Here is an 18464-nt window from a genome sequence, read left to right on the forward strand (position 1 = left end):
AGATCGCGCATGAATCGCGACTACGACTTCATCGTCGCCGGCGCCGGCATGGTCGGCTCGGCCATCGCGATGGGCCTGGCCGGCATGGGCCGGCGCGTGCTGATGCTGGACGGCGCGGACACCGACTATCGCGCGGCCAAGGCCAACTTCGGCCTGGTGTGGGTGCAAGGCAAGGGCTACGGCAACATCCCCTACCAGCGGCTGTCCCACGAGGCCGCCCGCCTGTGGCCGGACTTCGCCCGCGACCTGGAACGCGAGACCGGCATGCCCTTGCAGTACGAGAACCGTGGCGGCCTGCATTTCTGCCTGGGCGAGAACGAATTCGAGGACCGCGCCGCCCGCATGCGGCAATGGGACGCCAATACCCCCGAACTGCCGGCCTGTATCGAGATGCTCGACGCGGGCGAGCTGATGCGCCGCTTTCCCGCCTTGCGCCTGGGCCGCGAGGTATCCGGCGCCAGCTTCTGCGACCGCGACGCCCACGTCAATCCGCTGCGCCTGCTGGCGGCGCTGCAGGCGGCGTATCTGCGGCGCGGCGGCACGCTGTACAACCGCCGCCCGGTGCAGGCGATAGAGCCCCAGGCGGGCGGCGGCTTCGTCGTGCGTACCGCGGCTGAACGCAATGGCGCAGCTTCCGAACGCTATGGCGCCGCCAACGTCGTCATCGCCGCCGGCCTCGGGTCCGCCGCGCTGGGCGGCATGGTGGGCCTGGACGTCCCCTTGCGGCCGCAGCGCGGACAGGTCATGGTCACCGAGCGCCTGGCGCCCCTGCTGCCGCTGCCGGCCAGCGGTGTGCGCCAGACCGGCGAAGGCACGGTGATGATAGGCGTCACCCAGGAAGAGGTGGGCTACGACCTGAACACCACCACCGAAGCGGCGGCGCGCATGAGCCGCAAGGCGCTGCGCGTGCTGCCCGACCTGGCGGCCGCGCGCCTGGTGCGCCACTGGTCCTGCCTGCGCGTCATGACTCCCGACGGCCGCCCGGTATATGCCGGGTCGGCCCAGTATTCCGGCGCGTGGACCGCGCTTTGTCATTCCGGCGTCACGCTGGCGTCCTTCCATGCCGGGCCCCTGGCCCGCGCGCTGGATGGCGGCGCGCTGCCGGCCACTCTGGATGCTTTTCACCATGAGCGCTTCGATGTTTCGCAAGCTGCATGAACCCGGCGCGCAGGCGCTGACGGTCTATATAGACGGCGTGGCGGTATCCGCCGAGCCCGGCGAATCCGTGGCGGCGGTGCTGCTGCGGCAGGACACCGCCGCCACGCGCACCACGCCCGTGCAGGAAAGCCCGCGCGCGCCCTATTGCATGATGGGCGTGTGCTTCGACTGCCTGGCCATCGTCGATGGCGTGGCGTCCACGCAGACCTGTCTGGTCACGGTGCGGGAAGGCATGCGCGTGCAGCGCCAGTTCGGCAAGCGGAGCGTGCTGCCATGATCCGTGAATTCGATGCCGTCATCATCGGCGCCGGCCCGGCCGGCATGAGCGCGGCCATCCGCCTGCGCGCGCACGGCATGAACGTGCTGGTGGTGGACGAGCAGCCCGCGCCCGGCGGCCAGATCTGGCGCGCCGTCGAAACCGTTGCCGCCACGCCCATGGGCGAATTGCTGGGCGACGAATATCGCGCCGGCTCGGCGATCGCCGAATCGTTCCGCCGCTGCGGCGCCGTCTACGAACCGGGCACCCAGGTCTGGCAAATCGAACCGGACTGGCACGTCTACATGACGCGCGCCGGCCAGGCCGAAGTCGTGCGCGCCCGCCAGGTACTGCTGGCCACGGGAGCACAGGAGCGCCCCAATCCCTTCCCCGGCTGGACGCTGCCGGGCGTGCTGACGGTGGGCGCCGCGCAGATCCTGCTGAAGACCGCGCGCGAGGTGCCGGCCCAGCCCGTCTGGATAGCGGGCAGCGGCCCATTGGTGCTGCTGTACATGGCGCAGCTGCTGCGCGCCGGCGGCCGCGTCGCCGGCTGGCTGGATACCTCGCCGCCCGACGGCTTCCGCCGCGCCCTGCCCTATGTCGCCGATGCGCTGCGCCGCGCCGGCGAAGTCGGCAAGGGCTTGCGCTGGCTGCGCGAACTGCGCCAGGCCGGCGTGCGGCGCCTGCGCGGCGTGCGCGGCTTCCGCGCGCTGGGCGACGGCCGGCTGCAGCAGATCGAATACATCACCAAGCACGGCCGCACCGTGCGCGAGGACGCACAGGTGCTGCTGGCGCATGAAGGCGTCGTGCCGTCCATCCACATGGCGCGCGCGCTGGAATGCAAGCTGGCCTGGAACGAGCAGCAGGCCTGCCTGGCGCCGGTCCTGGATGCCTGGGGCCAGACCACCCGCCAAGGCGTCTACGTGGCCGGCGATGGCGCCGGCATAGGCGGCGCCACGGCGGCGACCGTACGGGGCGAGCTGACCGCCCTGGGCATGCTGCTGGGCGCCGGCAGGCTGAGCCAGCCGCAGGCCGAATCGGCCGCCGCACCGCTGCGCCGGGCGCTGGCCGACATGCTGCGGCTGCGCCCCATGCTCGACGCCATGTACCCGCCACGGCCCGGCGTATTCTCGCCATCGGACGACACCATCGTCTGCCGCTGCGAGGAGCTGACCGCCGGCGATATCCGCAAGGCCGCCGAACTGGGCCAGCCCGGTCCCAACCAGATCAAGTCATTCACGCGCGCCGGCATGGGCCCTTGCCAGGGACGCCAGTGCGGCTACACCATCGCGCACATCCTGGCGGAGAAACAGCAGCGCCCGGTGGCCGAAGTGGGCTTCTACCGCATCCGTCCGCCGCTCAAGCCGCTGACGCTGGGCGAACTGGCCAGCCTGGATACCGGAGACGAGGCCAAATGAGCAATCGCGTCTACGATGCCATCATCATCGGCGGCGGCCTGCATGGCCTGTCGGCCGCCATGCACCTGTCGCGCCGCGGCGCGCGCGTGGTGGTGGTGGAAAAGCACTGGGTCGGCCGCCACGCCTCCGGCGCCACCGCGGCCGGCGTGCGCACGCTGAACCGCGACCTGCGCGAACTGGATCTGTCGCTGGAAGCCATGGACATGTGGCACGACATGGCCGCGCTGGTCGGCGACGACTGCGGCTTCCATGCCAACGGCCAGGTCTGCGTGGCCGAGCACCCCGAGGCCCTGGCGCGCCTGCGGACCCGCGTCGACGGCCTGCGCGCGGCCGGCTATACCCATGAAGAGATCATAGGTCCCGAGGAGCTGCGCCGCATCCTGCCCGAACTGAGCCCCCATTGCGTGGGCGCCTCCATCGCGCGGCGCGACGGCGCGGCCGATCCGCACCGCGCGCTGCGCGCTTTCCGCCGCAGCGCGCTGCAGGCCGGCGCCGAGCTGGTGGAACATTGCGGCGTCGTCGCGATCGAGCGGCAAGGCGCGGACTGGCGCGTTACCGGCGACGCCGGCCCGGATGGCGTAGCGCGGCAATGGACGGCCCCCGCCATCGTCAACGCGGCCGGCGCCTGGGGCGCGCGCATCGCCGCCCTGGTCGGCGACGACATCCCGCTGGCGACGAAGTCGTCCATGATGATGGTCAGCGAACGGTTGCGGCCCTTCATCAAGCCGGTCGTCTCCATCATGGGCCGGTCGCTGTCCTTCAAGCAATCCGACCAGGGCACGCTGGTGATCGGCGGCGGCCTGCAGGGCATACCCGACCTGGACAAGGAAACCTCGACCGCGCGCATGCGCGTGCTGGCCAAGGGCGCGAAAGCCTCCACCGACCTGTTTCCGGCGGTGCGCGACATACGCATCGTGCGCGTATGGGCCGGCCTGGAAGCGAAGACGGAAGACCTGCTGCCCGTCGTCTGTCCTTCGCCCGGCGCGCCCGGCGTGTTCCATGCCTTCGGTTATTCCGGCCATGGCTTCGAACTGGTGCCGGTGGTGGGCGCGGCGCTGGCCGACCTGGTGCTGACGGGCAAAACGGCGCGCGCGATCCAGAACCTGGACGCGCGCCGCCTGATGCCCGGCGCGCCCAGGGATAGCGGCACGCCCTGGGTCACCGGCGCACCGGAACCCGCGCCGGAAACGGTGCCGCCCGCCACGCAAGGCGCGGCGCAAAGCACGGTACAGGGAGCCCCATCATGATGCGCTACGCCGTCAAACGCCTGTTGCTGGCGATCCCCACCCTGCTGGCCATGCTGACGGCGGTATTCGTCCTGGTGCGCCTCGTGCCGGGCGATCCGGCGGCGGTGATGCTGGGCGACCAGGCCAGCGCCGCCGCGCTGGCTGCGCTGCGCGAACGGCTGGGGCTGAACCTGCCGGTGCAGGTGCAGTACTTCCATTTCCTGCGCGACATGCTGTCCGGCAATTTCGGCGTATCGATGGCCAGCGGCCGCACCGTGCTGCAGGAAGTGGCGCTGGTGCTGCCGTGGACGCTGCAGCTCACCGCGGCATCCATTCTGATCGGCATCGTCTTCGGCCTGCCGCTGGGCATCTGGGCGGCGCTGCGCCGCAATGCCTGGCCCGATTACCTGGGCCGCGTGCTGTCGCTGACGGGACTGTCGTTTCCCGCCTTCGTCTCGGCGATCCTGATGCTGCTGGCCTTCGCCATCCAGCTGCAATGGTTTCCCGTGATCGGCAGCACGGTCGCCGGCGACTGGACCACGCAACTGCGCGCGCTGGTGCTGCCGGCCTTCAACCTGGGCTTGATCATGACCGCCTACGTCATGCGCGTCACGCGCTCCTCCATGCTGGGCGTGATGGGCGAAGACTATGTGCGCACCGCGCGCGCCAAGGGCGTGCGTCCCCTGCGCCTGGTGCTGCGCCACGGCCTGCGCAACGCGCTGATCCCCATCGTCACCGTCGTGGGCCTTTACTTCGGCACCCTGATCGGCAATTCGGTGCTGACGGAAATCGTCTTCAACCGGCCCGGCCTGGGCAAGCTGATACTGGGCGCGCTGAACACGCGCGACTACACGCTGCTGCAAGGCCTGATGGTGGTATTCGCGGCCTGCGTGATTCTCGTCAATCTGCTGACCGACCTGGTGTACGGGATGGTCGATCCCCGGGTGAAATACAAATGAGCGCCGTCACCGCCCCCGCCCCCGCAGCCTCCCGGCCCAACGCGCTGTGGCTGGCGCTGCGCCGCAATCGCCTGTCGTGGATAGGCATAGGCCTGCTGCTATTGATCGCGCTGGTGGCGATATTCGCGCCGTGGCTCGCGCCGCACGATCCCTTGCAGCAGAACATTGCCTATCGCCTGGAACCGCCGTCCGCCGAATTCTGGCTGGGCACCGACAGCTATGGCCGCGACGTGCTGTCGCGCCTGATCTACGGGGCCCGCGTGTCCCTGCTGGTGGGCTTCGTCGCCATCCTGATCGCCATGAGCATAGGCGCGTCGCTGGGCATCCTGGCGGGCTATGTCGGCGGCCTGGTGGATCAGTTCATCATGGGCCTGGTGGACGTGCTGCTGTCTTTCCCCACGCTGCTGCTGGGCCTGATGGTGGCCGCCATGCTGGGCGCCAGCCTGGAAAACCTGATCATCGCCATCGCGATCACCGAAATCGCGCCCTTCGTCCGCGTCGCCCGCGCGCCGACCATCGCGCTGAAACAACGCGACTTCGTCGAGGCCGGCCGCGCGCTGGGCTATGGGCCGCTGCGCCTGATGGGCGTGCACATCCTGCCCAATATGATTTCGGACGTGGTGGTGCTGGGGTCCTTGTGGATGGCCTCCGCCATCCGCACCGAGGCCTCGCTGAGCTTCATCGGACTGGGCGTGCCGCCACCGGCGGCCACCTGGGGCGGCATGATCCGCGAAGGCTTCGAGAACATCCTGGATGCCTGGTGGCTGACCGTATTCCCCAGCGTCGCGATCCTGTTGACGGTGCTGGCCCTGAACCTGCTGGGCGACGCCCTGCGCGACGCCATCGATCCCAAGCTGCGCTCGGAGCACTCATGACCACGACGGACGCCGTATTGGAGCTGCGCGACCTGCGCACGGAATTCCGCATAGGAGGCGCCTGGTACGCCGCCGTGCGCGACGTGTCTTTGTCGGTGAAGAGGAACGAAACACTGGCCGTGGTGGGCGAATCGGGGAGCGGCAAGAGCGTCACCGCGCTGTCCATCCTGCGCCTGCTGCCGTCCACCGGTGCGCGCCACGGTGGCGGACAAGTGCTGCTGGAAGGCAAGGATCTGTCGGCGCTGCCGGAAAAGGAGATGGCGCGCCTGCGCGGTGACGCCATCGCCATGATCTTCCAGGAGCCGATGACGTCGCTGAACCCGACCATGACGGTGGGCGACCAGATCGCCGAAGCCGTCCGCCAGCACCGCCGGATCTCCTGGCGCGAGGCGCGCGAGGTTGCCCTGCGGGCGCTGGAAGAAGTGAAAATTCCGGCGGCCGCCAGCCGCTACGACGACTATCCGCACCAGTTCTCGGGCGGCATGCGCCAACGCGTGATGATCGCCATGGCGCTGGCCTGCAAACCCAAGGTGCTGCTGGCCGATGAGCCCACCACCGCGCTGGACGTCACCATCCAGGCGCAGATCCTGAGCCTGCTGGCGGACCTGAAGACGGCGCACGGCATGGCGGTGGTCTTCATTACGCACAACCTGGGCGTGGTGGCGCAGATCGCCGACCGCGTGGCCGTCATGTACGCCGGCGAAGTGGTGGAGACGGCCGACGTGGACGCGCTTTTCGCGCGTCCCACGCATCCCTACACCGAAGCGCTGCTTCGCGCCATGCCGCGCGTGGACGCCGATGCCGATGCGCTCGAGCCCATCCCGGGCAGCGTACCGGCGATCACGGCCATTCCGACAGGCTGCGCCTATGCGCCGCGCTGTCCGCTGAAGCAGGCCCGCTGCGAAACCACGCGCCCCACCCTGGCCACGCTTGATGGATCGCACCAGGTGCGCTGCCTGGTGCGGGCGCCGGCGGAAGGACAATCATGAGCAACATCAACATCACGCCGGATGCCGACGGCGCGCCGCTGCTGCGCGTGCGCGGACTGGTCAAGCATTTCCACAGCGGCGGCGGCCTGCTGGGCGGCCGCAAGCAGACCGTCCATGCGGTCAACGGCGTTTCCTTCGATGTGCGCCGCGGCCAATCGCTGGGACTGGTCGGCGAATCGGGCTGCGGTAAATCCACCGTGGCGCGGCTGCTGTTGCGTTTGATCGAGCGCGACGAGGGCGATATCTTTTTCGACGGCCAGGACGTGGGCGAGGCCACCAGCGCGCAAATGCGCGCCCTGCGCCAACGCATGCAGATCGTGTTCCAGGATCCCTATGCATCCCTGAACCCGCGCCGCACCGTACGGCAGGCTTTGGCCGAACCGCTCTACGTGCACGGCATGGGCGACGCGGCGCGGATAGAAGCCAAGATAACGCAGACCATCCAGGAGGTCGGCCTGCCGCTATCCGCGCTGGACCGCTATCCGCATGAATTCTCCGGCGGCCAGCGCCAGCGCATCGGCATCGCGCGGGCGCTGGTGCTGGATCCGCAATTGATCGTGGCCGACGAGCCGGTGTCGGCGCTGGACGTATCGGTGCAGGCGCAGATCCTGCAACTGCTCGAACGCCTGAAACGAGAACGCGGCCTGTCCTTTGTCTTCGTCTCGCACGACCTGGGCGTCGTCCGCCATTTCTGCGACACCGTGTGCGTGATGTACCTGGGCCGGATCATCGAACAAGGTCCCACGCGCCAGGTGCTGGACGCGCCCCAACACCCCTACAGCCGCGTGCTGCGCGACTCATCGCCGGTGCCCGATCCGCGCGCGCGCATCGCGCTGGCGAAAATCACCGGCGAAATCCCGGCCCCGACCAGGCTACCGCCCGGCTGCACGTTCCACCCGCGCTGCGGCCAGGCACGGCCGGACTGCGCCACGCGCATCCCCGAACTGGAACAGCGCGCCGCCGCCGATGACCGCCGCGTCGCATGCTTTTATCCGCTTACGGCGGAATAGGTCGATATCCAGCGAGCAAACCGCGGGGCGCCGGGCAGGCGCCCCGTTCTTTTTTGATGACCGGGATTCAAAACAGAATAGCCCGGAATCAAACGCCCGGAATTCCAGTCATCCCTATCATGGGTGCGGCGAGCCAACTTACTGGAGACCAGGCATGCAAGCAGGCACGAAGCAGGTAAAGGTCGTCAATATCGCGACGGTATCCGTCCCGGGTGACCTGCATACCAATCTGACCGGCGCCTATTTCATCGACGGCATCGGCGCATCGGCAACTTCCTCCAATTACCGTTCGGGCGCGCTCATGGCGTCCTACGACGGTACGAATATAGGGATGGTTGCCTACAACAAGACATCGGCGCAATACGAGATAAACGAAGCACCCCAGTCGATCACGCCATTCACAGCGGTCTGTGGAATAAGCGACGGCCGCCTTGCAGTCGCGAAGGTCGATGAGAATATCCCGTTCATAGCGCTCCATGGGACACCGATCACGGGAGATAGCGGTTGGCAGAATACCGGGTCGATCACTATCGACGGTATCAGCGGCCCTATCCAGAACATGATAGAGCGCAACGGCACGATCTACGGCTTCATCAAAGGCGGTACCCAGAACGCGTTCTTCAGCGTCGCGGCCCAGGACAGCGCCACCGCGCAGCTGACCCCATACACCGGAACGGCCGCCGATGCCTATTTTCCCGTGCCGTCGCAGTATGACGGCAAGCAGAACATCACCATGGCGCGCCGGATTGCGTACTACCAGGGCCGCATATATGCCATCGACGAAAGCCATGCCAACGCCTTATATGTGCCCTTGAGTTCGCTGAATGTCGGCTCCGTCCCGCTCGCGAAATCCGACACATGGGGGCTTATCATCGATGAGTCCCGATCGATGGCCTTCGGCACCTACCAGGTCGACAAAGAGTACATCATGCCTTACGCCATACAAGGCGACGGAACGCTGAACCGGTCGGGATACGACACGGTCAAGCCTGGCGCGGCCGATTCCCCTTCGCTGGATACGCAGTTGGGGCTTTTATATACGTGTTCCTTCTCCGACGGCCTGCAGGTTTTCGATTCGGCGACATGCCAGGTAGTGCCCTTCGCGGCGGATAGCCCGAATCCCGTACCCGCGTTTGCCGGCGGCATCGGCGGTACCTGGGCGGACAGTGCCAACGGGATTCTCTACCTGGGCGCGGCGACATCCGATCCGTCCAAGCTCCTGGCGTACCAGGTGACACTGAGCAATTAGGCCGCACAGACGCGAGATCCACCATGCAAACCGCCTCCAGGATCGCCACCATTACCCCCGCGCAGGATCCGTTGACGATACCGTCGGCCCTGATCGGCGCGATGGGCCCCTACTTCGTCGATGCCCTGCCGCTACCCGACGGTACCGGCTTCCAGTCGGCCGCCATCCTGGGCAGCCGACTGACTTCAACCGGCGATGTCCTCGCGGTGCTGGGATGGACCGCGGATTCCAACTCGCTGCAATTGGCGCCCGCCTCGCTAGGCCCTTTCACCGCCGTGTGCGGTGCGCCTGGCGGGTCGATGGCCCTGGCGAGGGTCGACGAAAACATTCCCTATATCGAACTGCACGAGACTGGCCTGACCGATTCTGACTGGCCAAGAGTGGGGACGATCACCTTCGATGGAATCAGCGGTCGCATTCCAGCCATCCTGCAACGAAGCGGCACGCTCTATGGATTCGTCAAGACGGGTGGCGGCAGCAAGAACGCCTTTTTCTCCGTCGAGGCGAGGGACGGGGCGACGCCGAATATTTCCTACTACGATTACGAAGCCCCTTTCGCCTACTTCCCCATGACCACCGACGGCTCCCTGTTGGCCGGCATCGCCCGGCCGGTCGCCTTCCATGAGAACTACCTGTATGCCATCGGGGAAAGCCACGCCTATGTCCTCTACGCGGCGCTGGACGGCTCCAGCGTGACGCAGCTGGCTATCCCGAAATCGGATACCTGGGGCATCAGCATCGATGAAGAGTTCGGGAGAGCCTATGGCCTTTATCACCCTACGTCGGGGGACATAATGCCGTACAACATCCATGGCGATGGCGGCTGGGATCGGCAAGGCTACGACACCCTCGACGGCGGTTTCAGCGCCTCCATGGCGGTGGATCCGAATACAGCCGTCCTATACACCGCCTCGGCGTACTTCGGCCTGCAAGTCTTCGATGTGCAGACCAATCAAACCATTCCGACCAGCCCACGGGACCATCCCCTGGGCGCCTATTTTCCCTACGGAGGAATATGGACGGACTGGGCCCATGGGCGGATTCTGCTTTCGATGAACGGACAGGATGACTCCATCCCCCGCATCGGTTTTTACCAGGTGTCGATCAGCGGCTGAGCCGCGTTGCGCGGCATGAACCATGCGCGGTGCGCCTACACCTCGCCCAGCCGCATCAACCTGCGGATCTGGTCCCGCTCGACGCGCAGCACGCCGAGCAATTCGGTTTCTATCCTGTCGACCGGATATTCGTCGTCATTCACGGACAGGCCCAGCGACAGGCTGCGCGACTGTCCGCTGAACAGCGGGATCCCCAGCGTCGTGACCTTGCGGTCCGTGTAGCGCGCGATCGCCCATGAGTCTTCCGACATATCCAGCGCCCGGTACAGGGCGCTGGTGTTCGGCATCGAGCTGCCCACGCGCAGATTCACCACCACGATCTTGCGCCGTTCCGAATCCGAACTGGCGCGGGCGATGATGATCACTTCATCGCGCCCTCTCTCGCCGATGTTCACCGTACCGTTGCACCGATTGGCCAGGTCCTGCAGCGACGACTGGATGAACTCATTGACGCCCGTGTTGGCGAGCGCGGCGAAGCCGATCTCCAGCAGCTGCGGCGTCAGCGACCACAGCGTACCTTCCTTGCGCACATAGCCCTCTCCCTGCAGGGTGTTCAACAGTCGCAGCACGGTGGAATGCGGCAGGTCGACCGCCTTGGACAAGGCGGTTAGGGATTGCCCGGGTCCCCCGCGAAAACCGCGCAGGATGGCTAGACACCGCTGGACCGACCTATTATCATTCATTTGACCACGGCATGAAATCATTGTTCATCTAGTGAACATTCTAGCCTGCCTTTCGGGTACCCCGCAAGCGGTTGGGAGTTCCGCAACAGATCGGGGGCAGCATGGGCTACAGGGTAGGCGTCGACATCGGCGGCTCTTTCACCGATTTCGCCGTGTTCGACGAAGACACGGGTGACATCAAAAGTCTCAAGGTTTTCTCCCGCCCGGACCAGCCGGGCGAGGAAGTCATCGCCGGGGTGCGCATGCTGGGCGAGCGCTACGGCATCCAACCCGAACAGATCAGCTATTTCACCCACGGCACCACGGTGGGCATCAACACCGTCATCCAGCGCAAGGGCCTGAAGCTGGCCCTGTTCGCCACGGAGAACTTCTGCGACGTGCTGGAGCTGGCGCGCCTGAAAACGCCGGACATGTACCACCTGCTGTCGCGGCGGCCGGAACCGCTGGTCAAGCGCAGCATGGTCTTCGGCATCGCCGAGCGCATGGCGCCCGACGGTTCGGTGCGCAAGCCGCTGGACGAAGCGAGCGTCGAACGAGCGGTCCGGGCGGCGCAAAACGCCGGCGCGGAAGGCATCGTCATCTCCCTGCTGCACGCCTACCGCAATCCCGCGCATGAACGGCGCGTGCGGGAGATCATCGCCGCCATCGCGCCGGACCTGCCGGTGTCCTGCTCCAGCGAAACCTGGCCCATCATCCGCGAATACGAACGCACCATCACCGCCGTCATCGGCGGCTACGTGCAGCCGCGCGTCGCGCACTACCTGGGCTCGCTGCAAGCCGCGCTGAAGAATGCCGGCGTGCGGCCGGAACCGCGCCTGACCAAATCCAACGGCGGCGTGATGACTGCCGAACAGGGCAAGCGCGATTGCGTGCAAATGATCCTGTCCGGCACGGCCGCCGGCGTAATCGGCGCCAGCCACGTCGCCGCCACCGCCGGCATCCCGCGCTGCCTGAGCCTGGACATCGGCGGCACCAGCGCGGACATCGCCGTCATCATCGACGGCAAGCCGCAGTACGGCGTCGGCGAGCTGATCGGCGACTTCCAGATCTACATCCCCTCCGTCTCCGTGTCCTCCGTGGGCGAAGGCGGCGGCTCCATCGCCTGGGTCGATCCGCTGGGCGTACTCAAGGTAGGCCCGGAAAGCGCCGGTTCGCGGCCCGGCCCCGCCTGCTACCGCCGCGGCGGCACGCGCGCCACCATTACGGACGCCTTCGTCTGCTGCGGACTCGTCGGCCATTCCGACCTCGGCTACCAGGCTGTCGAAGTGGACGCCGAGGCCGCCCGCAAGGCCGTCGGTGAACTGGCCAGCCAGCTGGGCCGCGGCATCGAGGAAACGGCGGAAGCCATTATCCAGATCGCCGTGTCGGGCATGTATACCGAAGTCAGCGGCCTGGTGTCGCGCTATGGCATCGACCCGCGCGAATACGCCGTGCTGGCCTTCGGCGGCGCCGGTCCCATGCTGGGATGCTTCCTGGCGCGGGAGATCAAGGTCAAGGAAATCGTCGTCCCGCCCTCGCCCGGCACGCTCAGCGCGCTGGGGGGCCTGATCGCCGACCTCAAGAGCGACTTCCTGAAGACCGTCTACACCGACCTGACGCCGGAGAACCTGCAACACGTGCGTGGAGAATTCGCGGCCTTGCGCGAACGCGCGGAAGAATGGCTGCGCCAGGAACAAGGCCACATCGATGGCGCCGAATATGTGTACTCCGCGGAAATGCGCTATCGCGGCCAGTCCTATGAAATCGACACCGTCCTCGATCCGGCGCACGTCGAAACCGCGAACATCCAGGCGGTGGCGCGAGCCTTCCATGATATGCACCGGCAGCTGTATGGCCACGCGGACGCACAGGCCCCGGTACAGGTCGTCAGCCTGCGCGTGGTGATCTCGGGCAACAACGACAAGCCTCGGTTTCCCAGGTACGAAACACGCGCCGGCGCGCCCAAGGCGGACCGCAGGGTGCGCGTGTGGCTGGACGGCGGCTTCCGCGAGGTGGACCTGTACAGCCGCGGCGCCCTGGCCGCCGGCCAGCACTTCAGCGGCCCCGCCATCGTCACCCAGGACGACTGCACCACCGTCATTCCGGCCGGCCATCTGTGCCGCGTCGATGAATACGCCAATCTGCGCATCGCCTTCGAAGGAGCCGCATCATGAGCGTGGACAACTTCCGCCTGCAGGTCCTGGCCAACCACTGCACCGCCGCCGCCGAGGCCATGGGCTATACGCTGATGCGTACGGCGTATTCCACCTTCGTCAAGGAAACCGAGGACTTCTCCGCCCAGCTGATGACCCCGGCGGGCAAGACCTTCGCCTCGCCCAAGACCTTCGGCGCCACCTGGTACACCGGCCTGGACTATGGGCGCGTCATCCAGATGTTCGACGACTACCGCGAAGGCGACATCTACCTGACCAACGACCCTTATAGCGGCTACGTCGCCACCCATACGCCCGACATGCACGTATGGAAGCCGGTATTCCGCGACGGGCGGCTGGTGTGCTTCGTCGGCAGCCACATCCACAACACCGATATGGGCGGCGCGGTGCCGGCATCCTTGTCGCGCACGCTGACCGAGGTGCACCAGGAAGGCCTGCGCATCCCGCCCATGCTGCTCATGCGCGACGGCGTCATCGACGAGAAGCTGCTGCGCATCATGCAGGTGAACGTGCGCATGCCGGACCAGAACCATGGCGACCTGAACGCGCAGATCGCCGCGCTCAACGTGGGCGAGCGCAAGGTGCATGAGATCATCGACCGCTTCGGCGTCGAGGAATTCATGCAGGGCGCGGAGGCCATCCTCGACTATGCCGAACAGCAGACGCGCGCGCTGATCCGCGACATCCCCGACGGCGATTACGAGTTTTCCGAATTCGCCGACGAGGACACGGTGAATGGCTATCCCTGCCGCATCCACATCACGCTGCGCGTGCGCGGCGACGAACTGGAGATGGACTTTACGGGCAGCGATCCGCAGGTGGCGTCGTCGCTGAACGTGCCCACCGGCGGCGATGGCCACCATTCGGTCATCACCGTGGGCCTGATCTACGTCATGCACACGCTGGCGCCGCGCAACGTGCTGAATGCCGGCTCGGTGCGGCCCATGCGCGCGGTGCTGCCGGAAGGCTCCATCGTCAACCCGGTGGCGCCGGCCGCCGTGGGCATGCGCAGCCTGACGGCCGCGGTCATCCAGGCCTGCACCTTCGGCGTCTTCAATCGCGCCCTGCCCGATCGCCTGCCGGCCTGCCCCGCGGGCGGATCCACGCTGCTGAACGTAAAGACCACCACGCGCGGCGGCCGCCAGGTGCTGTCTTCCATTGGTCCCTGCGGCGGCGGCGCCGGCGGCGGCCCGGAGTACGACGGCGTCGAAGGCTGCGGCGCCAATAACGCCTTCCTGAAGAACACGCCGGTGGAGATCAATGAGGCCGAAGTGCCGATCGAAATCATCCGCTATGGCCTGGTGCCGGATACCGGCGGCGCCGGCCGCCTGCGCGGCGGCAATGCCGCGACCATGGAATTCAAGCTGCTGGCGCCCAACGGCGTGGTGACCGCCCGCAACCGCAACCGGTCCGAACTGGCGGCCTGGGGCGTGGTTGGAGGCCAGGCCGGCGCGAACTCGCGCTTCATCAAGAATCCCGACACGCCGGCGGCGGAGGAACTGCGTAACAGCGACCTGGTCAACTGCGCCCCGGGCGATGTGATCCGCCTGGAAGGGCCGGCGGGCGGCGGCTACGGCGACCCCCACGAGCGGCCGGTAGAGAAAGTATTGGAAGACGTGCGCGCCGGCTTCGTCTCCGTGCGGCGCGCGCGCGACGCCTACGGCGTTGCGATACGCGATGACATGACCGTCGATGAGGCGGCCACGCGCCAGCTGCGCGCGGCGGCAGGCAAGGCGCCGGCCGGCCATTTCGACTATGGTCCCGGCCGCACCCGCTTCGAAAGCATCTGGACCGGCGCCCGCTATGACGCCATGACGCGCATCATGGCGGCGCTGCCGATCACCTGGCGCCATTTCGTCAAGCACCAGATGTTCGCCGCGCTGGCCGGCAGCGAGCCGCCGCAGGATGGCGGCGCCGCCGATATCGAGCGAATATACCGCCAGCTCAGCGAACGCTACGCCGAGCTTCCCGCGCTGGAAACCATTCCGGCCGGGACCGCGGCAACGGCCTGAACTTCCTGTCCGGAAACCGCAATGCGTGCCTTGCATCGTCCGATGCGGAACCAGGCTGCCCGCCCGGAACCGTGAATAAGGGATCGGACGCGACACAACTATTGGAGCAAATCCATGAATACGCAGCGTCGCAGTGCCTTGAAAGTCCTGGGTGGCCTTTGCGGGGCGGCCGCCCTGCCCCGATACGCGCGGGCGCAGCCCGGCGGCTATCCCGCCGGCCCGGTCACCGTCATCGTGCCGTACGGCGCCGGCGGCAGCACGGATGTGATCGCGCGGCTGCTGGTGAATGACGTCAGCGAACGCTTGGGCGGCAAATTCATCGTCGAGGACAAGCCCGGCGCGGCCGGGAACATCGGCACGCGCCAGGTCGCTGTGTCGCGTCCGGATGGCAGCATGCTGCTGTATTCGACGGCGACGCCCTTCTGCATCAATCCCTATGTGTATAAAACCCTGCCCTTCGACCCCGACCACGACTTTTCGGCGGTGTCGCGGACGGCGAAGCTGCCGCTGGTGCTGGTCGCCAACGCGGGACTGGGGATCAAGGATGCCCGCGAGTTCGTGGAGTATCTGCGCAAGCACCAGAAGGATTGCAGCTTCAGCTCCTACGGCATCGGGACGTCCAGCCACATCGCCGGAACCATATTCACCAGGAAGATCGGCGCGACCGGCGTGCTGCATGTCCCCTACAAGGATATGACCGCCATGTCGGACCTGGCCGCGGGCCGCAATACCTTCCACATCGACGCCTGGTCGGTGGTCGATCCCCTGGTCAAGGCCGGCAAGCTGGTGGCGCTGGCCGTCTCCAGCTCCGAACCTCTGCCGTGGGCGCCCAAGCTGCCGACCATCGCCAGCGTCATCGGCAGCGACTACGAAATCGTCACCTGGCACGCGGTATTCGCGCCGCGCAAAACGCCGACCGATGTCGTGGACTTCCTGAACAAGGAATTCCAGAAGACGATAGATAAACCTGTCGTGCAAAAGACCTACGTGGAGCAAGGCTTCCTGACCTACCCGCCCGCCACGCCCAAGGAAATCGACGCTTTCGTGCAGGCCGACAAGATGCGCTGGAAGGGTTACGTGGAGGCCGCCGGCATCCAGCCGTCTTGATCCCGCGGCCGGCCCGGCCCCTGCCGCCCGGGGGGCAAGGCGGTCGTGCCTAATCCCGCGCCGCCTGCTGCTTGTACTCCCGCGGCGTCATGCCGAACCTGCCCCGGAACTCGCGTGAGAAGTGCGCGCCGTCGGCGAAGCCGCAATCCAGCGCGACCTGTGTCACGGGCAGGCGGCTGTTTTCCAGCAACCACCGGCTGTACTGCAGGCGCAGGTTGCGCTGGAACACCATGGGGCTGACGCCCAGCGCCTGCTGGAACGCCCGCTCCAGCTGCCGCCGCCCCACGCCCACGTAGCGGGCGATCGCATCCAGCGACGGCGGATCGTCGATGCGCTGCTCGATGAAATGCGCCGCCTGGCGCACGCGCAGGTCGCCGATCTCCGACACGTCGGAGTAGAAATGCGCCTGCGGCACGCGCGCCGGCCGCATGCCTTGCAGCATCATGTGCCGTACCGCCTGTTGGGCCTTGTCGCGTCCGCAATGACGCTCCACCAGGTACAGCGCCAGATCGATCGCCGCCGTCGACCCCGCGCAGGTGATCAGGTCGCCTTCGTCGATGAACAGCCGGTCCACCACCGCGCGCACGCCCGGAAACCGCGCGCGGAACGCGTCCAGTACGTTCCAGTGCACGCAAACGCTGCGCGCGCCCAGCACGCCCGCCTGCGCCAGCGCGAAGGTGCCGGTGCAGATACCCAGCATGCGCACCGGGCTGTCCGCCACGCGGCGGATCCACTGCTGCAGCACCGGCGGCAGATTGACGTTCGGATAATCGTTCCCGCCGCAGATCGCCACGTAGTCCAGGCCTGACAGGTCCTCGGCCAGGCCGCCATCCACCGCCAGCGACATCCCCGCGCTGGCCGAGCGCGGCAGCCCGTCCCAGCTCATCACCCGCCAGGTGGTATGGATGCGGCGGCTCTTGCCGCCGTGGTCGCCCGCCAGCCGCAATGCATCCACGAAACCGGAAAACGCCGCCAGCGTGAATTGATCGAGCAGCACCAGTCCGACCGAGAGTTCTGGTTTACCCGGAGACGGCGTGATATCGACGGCGGAAGCGGGCGGCGCAGCGGTCATGATGACGCAATTATTCAAGTTTCTGACCAGACATTTCAATCCCGGTTTGCCCCTACGGGCGCACTATTCCAGCCATCGATACACGAAAGCCCGGCCCCGCGCCGGGCACCATCCGCAAGGGGAATCGCCATGGCACGACCGATCCGTAACGCCCTGCTCGCCGGCGCTATCGCCGCCGCCTTCATGACCCAGCCCGCCACCGCGGCCGACCGCATCACCGTCGCGTGGTACGGCGGCAACTGGGGCGACGCCTTCAAGGCCTGCGTGGCGGACCCGTATACCAAGGCGACCGGCGTCACCGTGACGCCGGAGATCGGCACGTCCACCACCACATTGTCCAAGCTGCAACAGCAGAAGAACGCGCCCACCATCGACGTCGCCTGGATGGACGGCGGCATCAGCGAACTGGCGCAGGCCGCCGGCGTGCTGGACACGCTCGACGCGAACGCCATCCCCAATATGAAGCACGTCCTGCCGCAGGCCATCTACAGCCACGGCGGCACGACCTACGCGGTGGGCACGGGCTACTACTCGCTGGGCCTGACCTATAACACCAAGGAAATCAGCACGCCGCCCAAGACCTGGAAGGACCTGTGGAAGCCGGAATATGCCGGCGCCGTGGCGATTCCTTCGCCGTCGAACTCTTCCGGCGTGCCCTTCATCCTGTTCATGGCCAAGGTGTGGGGCGTGGATCCTTCCAACCTGGATCCGGTCTACAAGCGCCTGGCGGCGCTGGACACCGCCTTGCTGTTCGACAGCTCGGGCGCGGCCACCAATGCATTCCAGTCGGGCGAGGCCGTCATCGGCGCGCACTTCAACGTCGGCGCCTGGGACCTGATCGACAAGAAGCTGCCGATAGGCTTCGCCGTGCCGCGGGAAGGCGTATGGGCGACCGACGCCCGCCTGCATCTGGTCAAGGGGACGGCCAACAAGGCGGCGGCGCAAAAATTCATCGATACCGCCCTGAGCGCCGAAGCCTCGCGGTGCCTGGCGACGCGCCTGTATCTGGGCCCCTCGGTGCAAGGCGTGCAGCTGCCGCCGGAAGCCGCGCGCAAGCTGCCCTGGGGCGAACAAGGCTCGGTGAAGGACCTGCAACTGCTGGACTGGAACGAGGTCAACGCCCGCCGCGCCGAAATCACCGATGCGTGGAACCGCCAGGTCGCCCGCAAGCGCTGACCGGAG

16 protein-coding genes are annotated in these 18464 nt (G+C 67.0%); 14 read left to right on the forward strand and 2 right to left on the reverse strand.

The genetic code is table 11. From position 1 onward, the window contains the following. Window positions 1-9: 9 nt before the first annotated feature. The 10 genes from ACNA0R_RS19580 to ACNA0R_RS19625 are packed head-to-tail and all read left to right on the forward strand — an operon-like array spanning window position 10 to window position 10255. Window positions 10-1158, forward strand: coding sequence for an NAD(P)/FAD-dependent oxidoreductase (locus tag ACNA0R_RS19580; RefSeq protein ID WP_415827722.1), 1149 nt, complete (start codon window positions 10-12; stop codon window positions 1156-1158). Then, window positions 1139-1435, forward strand: coding sequence for a (2Fe-2S)-binding protein (locus tag ACNA0R_RS19585; protein WP_415827782.1), 297 nt, complete (start codon window positions 1139-1141; stop codon window positions 1433-1435). The genes ACNA0R_RS19580 and ACNA0R_RS19585 overlap by 20 nt, the downstream gene beginning before the upstream one ends. Further along, complete coding sequence (locus tag ACNA0R_RS19590) at window positions 1432-2832, forward strand: FAD-dependent oxidoreductase (protein ID WP_415827723.1); 1401 nt, start codon at window positions 1432-1434, stop codon at window positions 2830-2832. Before ACNA0R_RS19585 ends, ACNA0R_RS19590 begins: the two co-directional genes overlap by 4 nt. Then, window positions 2829-4079 carry an NAD(P)/FAD-dependent oxidoreductase gene (locus ACNA0R_RS19595; RefSeq protein ID WP_415827724.1) on the forward strand — a complete coding sequence of 417 codons (1251 nt, stop codon included), beginning with the start codon at window positions 2829-2831 and terminating at the stop codon, window positions 4077-4079. The genes ACNA0R_RS19590 and ACNA0R_RS19595 overlap by 4 nt, the downstream gene beginning before the upstream one ends. After that, on the forward strand, window positions 4076-5017 hold the full coding sequence (locus tag ACNA0R_RS19600) for an ABC transporter permease (RefSeq protein ID WP_415827725.1): 942 nt from the start codon (window positions 4076-4078) through the stop codon (window positions 5015-5017). Before ACNA0R_RS19595 ends, ACNA0R_RS19600 begins: the two co-directional genes overlap by 4 nt. Continuing rightward, window positions 5014-5892 carry an ABC transporter permease gene (locus ACNA0R_RS19605; protein WP_415827726.1) on the forward strand — a complete coding sequence of 293 codons (879 nt, stop codon included), beginning with the start codon at window positions 5014-5016 and terminating at the stop codon, window positions 5890-5892. The genes ACNA0R_RS19600 and ACNA0R_RS19605 overlap by 4 nt, the downstream gene beginning before the upstream one ends. Further along, window positions 5889-6881, forward strand: a complete 993-nt coding sequence (locus ACNA0R_RS19610; protein WP_415827727.1) for an ABC transporter ATP-binding protein — start codon at window positions 5889-5891, stop codon at window positions 6879-6881. The genes ACNA0R_RS19605 and ACNA0R_RS19610 overlap by 4 nt, the downstream gene beginning before the upstream one ends. Next, window positions 6878-7891, forward strand: coding sequence for an ABC transporter ATP-binding protein (locus ACNA0R_RS19615; protein ID WP_415827728.1), 1014 nt, complete (start codon window positions 6878-6880; stop codon window positions 7889-7891). Before ACNA0R_RS19610 ends, ACNA0R_RS19615 begins: the two co-directional genes overlap by 4 nt. Then, window positions 7848-9140 (forward strand): hypothetical protein, encoded by a 1293-nt coding sequence (locus ACNA0R_RS19620; protein ID WP_415827729.1) that lies wholly within the window; start codon window positions 7848-7850, stop codon window positions 9138-9140. The genes ACNA0R_RS19615 and ACNA0R_RS19620 overlap by 44 nt, the downstream gene beginning before the upstream one ends. Before the next feature lie 23 nt (window positions 9141-9163). Further along, complete coding sequence (locus tag ACNA0R_RS19625) at window positions 9164-10255, forward strand: hypothetical protein (protein WP_415827730.1); 1092 nt, start codon at window positions 9164-9166, stop codon at window positions 10253-10255. A gap of 35 nt (window positions 10256-10290) precedes the next feature. On the opposite strand, the gene ACNA0R_RS19630 is transcribed toward ACNA0R_RS19625, so the two are convergent. Beyond that, entirely contained in the window at window positions 10291-10959 is a 669-nt protein-coding gene (locus ACNA0R_RS19630) for an IclR family transcriptional regulator (RefSeq protein WP_415827731.1), read from the reverse strand. A gap of 80 nt (window positions 10960-11039) precedes the next feature. Here ACNA0R_RS19630 and ACNA0R_RS19635 point away from each other — a divergent pair, with 80 nt between their 5' ends. The 3 genes from ACNA0R_RS19635 to ACNA0R_RS19645 all read left to right on the forward strand — a co-directional run bounded on the left by ACNA0R_RS19635 (window position 11040) and on the right by ACNA0R_RS19645 (window position 16210). Further along, window positions 11040-13091 carry a hydantoinase/oxoprolinase family protein gene (locus tag ACNA0R_RS19635; RefSeq protein WP_415827732.1) on the forward strand — a complete coding sequence of 684 codons (2052 nt, stop codon included), beginning with the start codon at window positions 11040-11042 and terminating at the stop codon, window positions 13089-13091. Continuing rightward, entirely contained in the window at window positions 13088-15103 is a 2016-nt protein-coding gene (locus ACNA0R_RS19640) for a hydantoinase B/oxoprolinase family protein (RefSeq protein WP_415827733.1), read from the forward strand. Before ACNA0R_RS19635 ends, ACNA0R_RS19640 begins: the two co-directional genes overlap by 4 nt. A gap of 114 nt (window positions 15104-15217) precedes the next feature. Next, the gene (locus ACNA0R_RS19645) at window positions 15218-16210 is read left to right on the forward strand and encodes a Bug family tripartite tricarboxylate transporter substrate binding protein (protein WP_415827734.1); all 993 of its coding nucleotides are present in this window, start codon (window positions 15218-15220) and stop codon (window positions 16208-16210) included. 49 nt (window positions 16211-16259) lie between these two features. Here the strand turns inward: ACNA0R_RS19645 and ACNA0R_RS19650 are convergent, their stop codons facing one another. Next, a complete protein-coding gene (locus tag ACNA0R_RS19650) occupies window positions 16260-17282 on the reverse strand; it encodes a GlxA family transcriptional regulator (RefSeq protein ID WP_415827735.1) in 1023 nt (340 codons plus the stop codon). 129 nt (window positions 17283-17411) lie between these two features. Here ACNA0R_RS19650 and ACNA0R_RS19655 point away from each other — a divergent pair, with 129 nt between their 5' ends. After that, window positions 17412-18458, forward strand: a complete 1047-nt coding sequence (locus ACNA0R_RS19655) for an ABC transporter substrate-binding protein (protein WP_415827736.1) — start codon at window positions 17412-17414, stop codon at window positions 18456-18458. Window positions 18459-18464 lie beyond the last annotated feature (6 nt).

It is taken from the genome of Bordetella sputigena (assembly GCF_965137885.1).
GTDB classification, from domain to species: Bacteria; Pseudomonadota; Gammaproteobacteria; order Burkholderiales; family Burkholderiaceae_B; genus Bordetella_C; species Bordetella_C sputigena.

What these genes read in the sequence shown, in the direction of transcription:
- ACNA0R_RS19620 (WP_415827729.1), top strand. Translation starts at nt 7,848, where the DNA reads ATGACCGCCGCGTCGCATGCTTTTATCCGCTTACGGCGGAATAGGTCG.
- ACNA0R_RS19600 (WP_415827725.1), top strand. Translation starts at nt 4,076, where the DNA reads ATGATGCGCTACGCCGTCAAACGCCTGTTGCTGGCGATCCCCACCCTG.
- ACNA0R_RS19645 (WP_415827734.1), top strand. Translation starts at nt 15,218, where the DNA reads ATGAATACGCAGCGTCGCAGTGCCTTGAAAGTCCTGGGTGGCCTTTGC.
- ACNA0R_RS19625 (WP_415827730.1), top strand. Translation starts at nt 9,164, where the DNA reads ATGCAAACCGCCTCCAGGATCGCCACCATTACCCCCGCGCAGGATCCG.
- ACNA0R_RS19605 (WP_415827726.1), top strand. Translation starts at nt 5,014, where the DNA reads ATGAGCGCCGTCACCGCCCCCGCCCCCGCAGCCTCCCGGCCCAACGCG.
- ACNA0R_RS19585 (WP_415827782.1), top strand. Translation starts at nt 1,139, where the DNA reads ATGTTTCGCAAGCTGCATGAACCCGGCGCGCAGGCGCTGACGGTCTAT.
- ACNA0R_RS19650 (WP_415827735.1), bottom strand. Translation starts at nt 17,282, where the DNA reads ATGACCGCTGCGCCGCCCGCTTCCGCCGTCGATATCACGCCGTCTCCG.
- ACNA0R_RS19590 (WP_415827723.1), top strand. Translation starts at nt 1,432, where the DNA reads ATGATCCGTGAATTCGATGCCGTCATCATCGGCGCCGGCCCGGCCGGC.
- ACNA0R_RS19655 (WP_415827736.1), top strand. Translation starts at nt 17,412, where the DNA reads ATGGCACGACCGATCCGTAACGCCCTGCTCGCCGGCGCTATCGCCGCC.
- ACNA0R_RS19615 (WP_415827728.1), top strand. Translation starts at nt 6,878, where the DNA reads ATGAGCAACATCAACATCACGCCGGATGCCGACGGCGCGCCGCTGCTG.
- ACNA0R_RS19610 (WP_415827727.1), top strand. Translation starts at nt 5,889, where the DNA reads ATGACCACGACGGACGCCGTATTGGAGCTGCGCGACCTGCGCACGGAA.
- ACNA0R_RS19635 (WP_415827732.1), top strand. Translation starts at nt 11,040, where the DNA reads ATGGGCTACAGGGTAGGCGTCGACATCGGCGGCTCTTTCACCGATTTC.
- ACNA0R_RS19640 (WP_415827733.1), top strand. Translation starts at nt 13,088, where the DNA reads ATGAGCGTGGACAACTTCCGCCTGCAGGTCCTGGCCAACCACTGCACC.
- ACNA0R_RS19595 (WP_415827724.1), top strand. Translation starts at nt 2,829, where the DNA reads ATGAGCAATCGCGTCTACGATGCCATCATCATCGGCGGCGGCCTGCAT.
- ACNA0R_RS19580 (WP_415827722.1), top strand. Translation starts at nt 10, where the DNA reads ATGAATCGCGACTACGACTTCATCGTCGCCGGCGCCGGCATGGTCGGC.
- ACNA0R_RS19630 (WP_415827731.1), bottom strand. Translation starts at nt 10,959, where the DNA reads ATGATTTCATGCCGTGGTCAAATGAATGATAATAGGTCGGTCCAGCGG.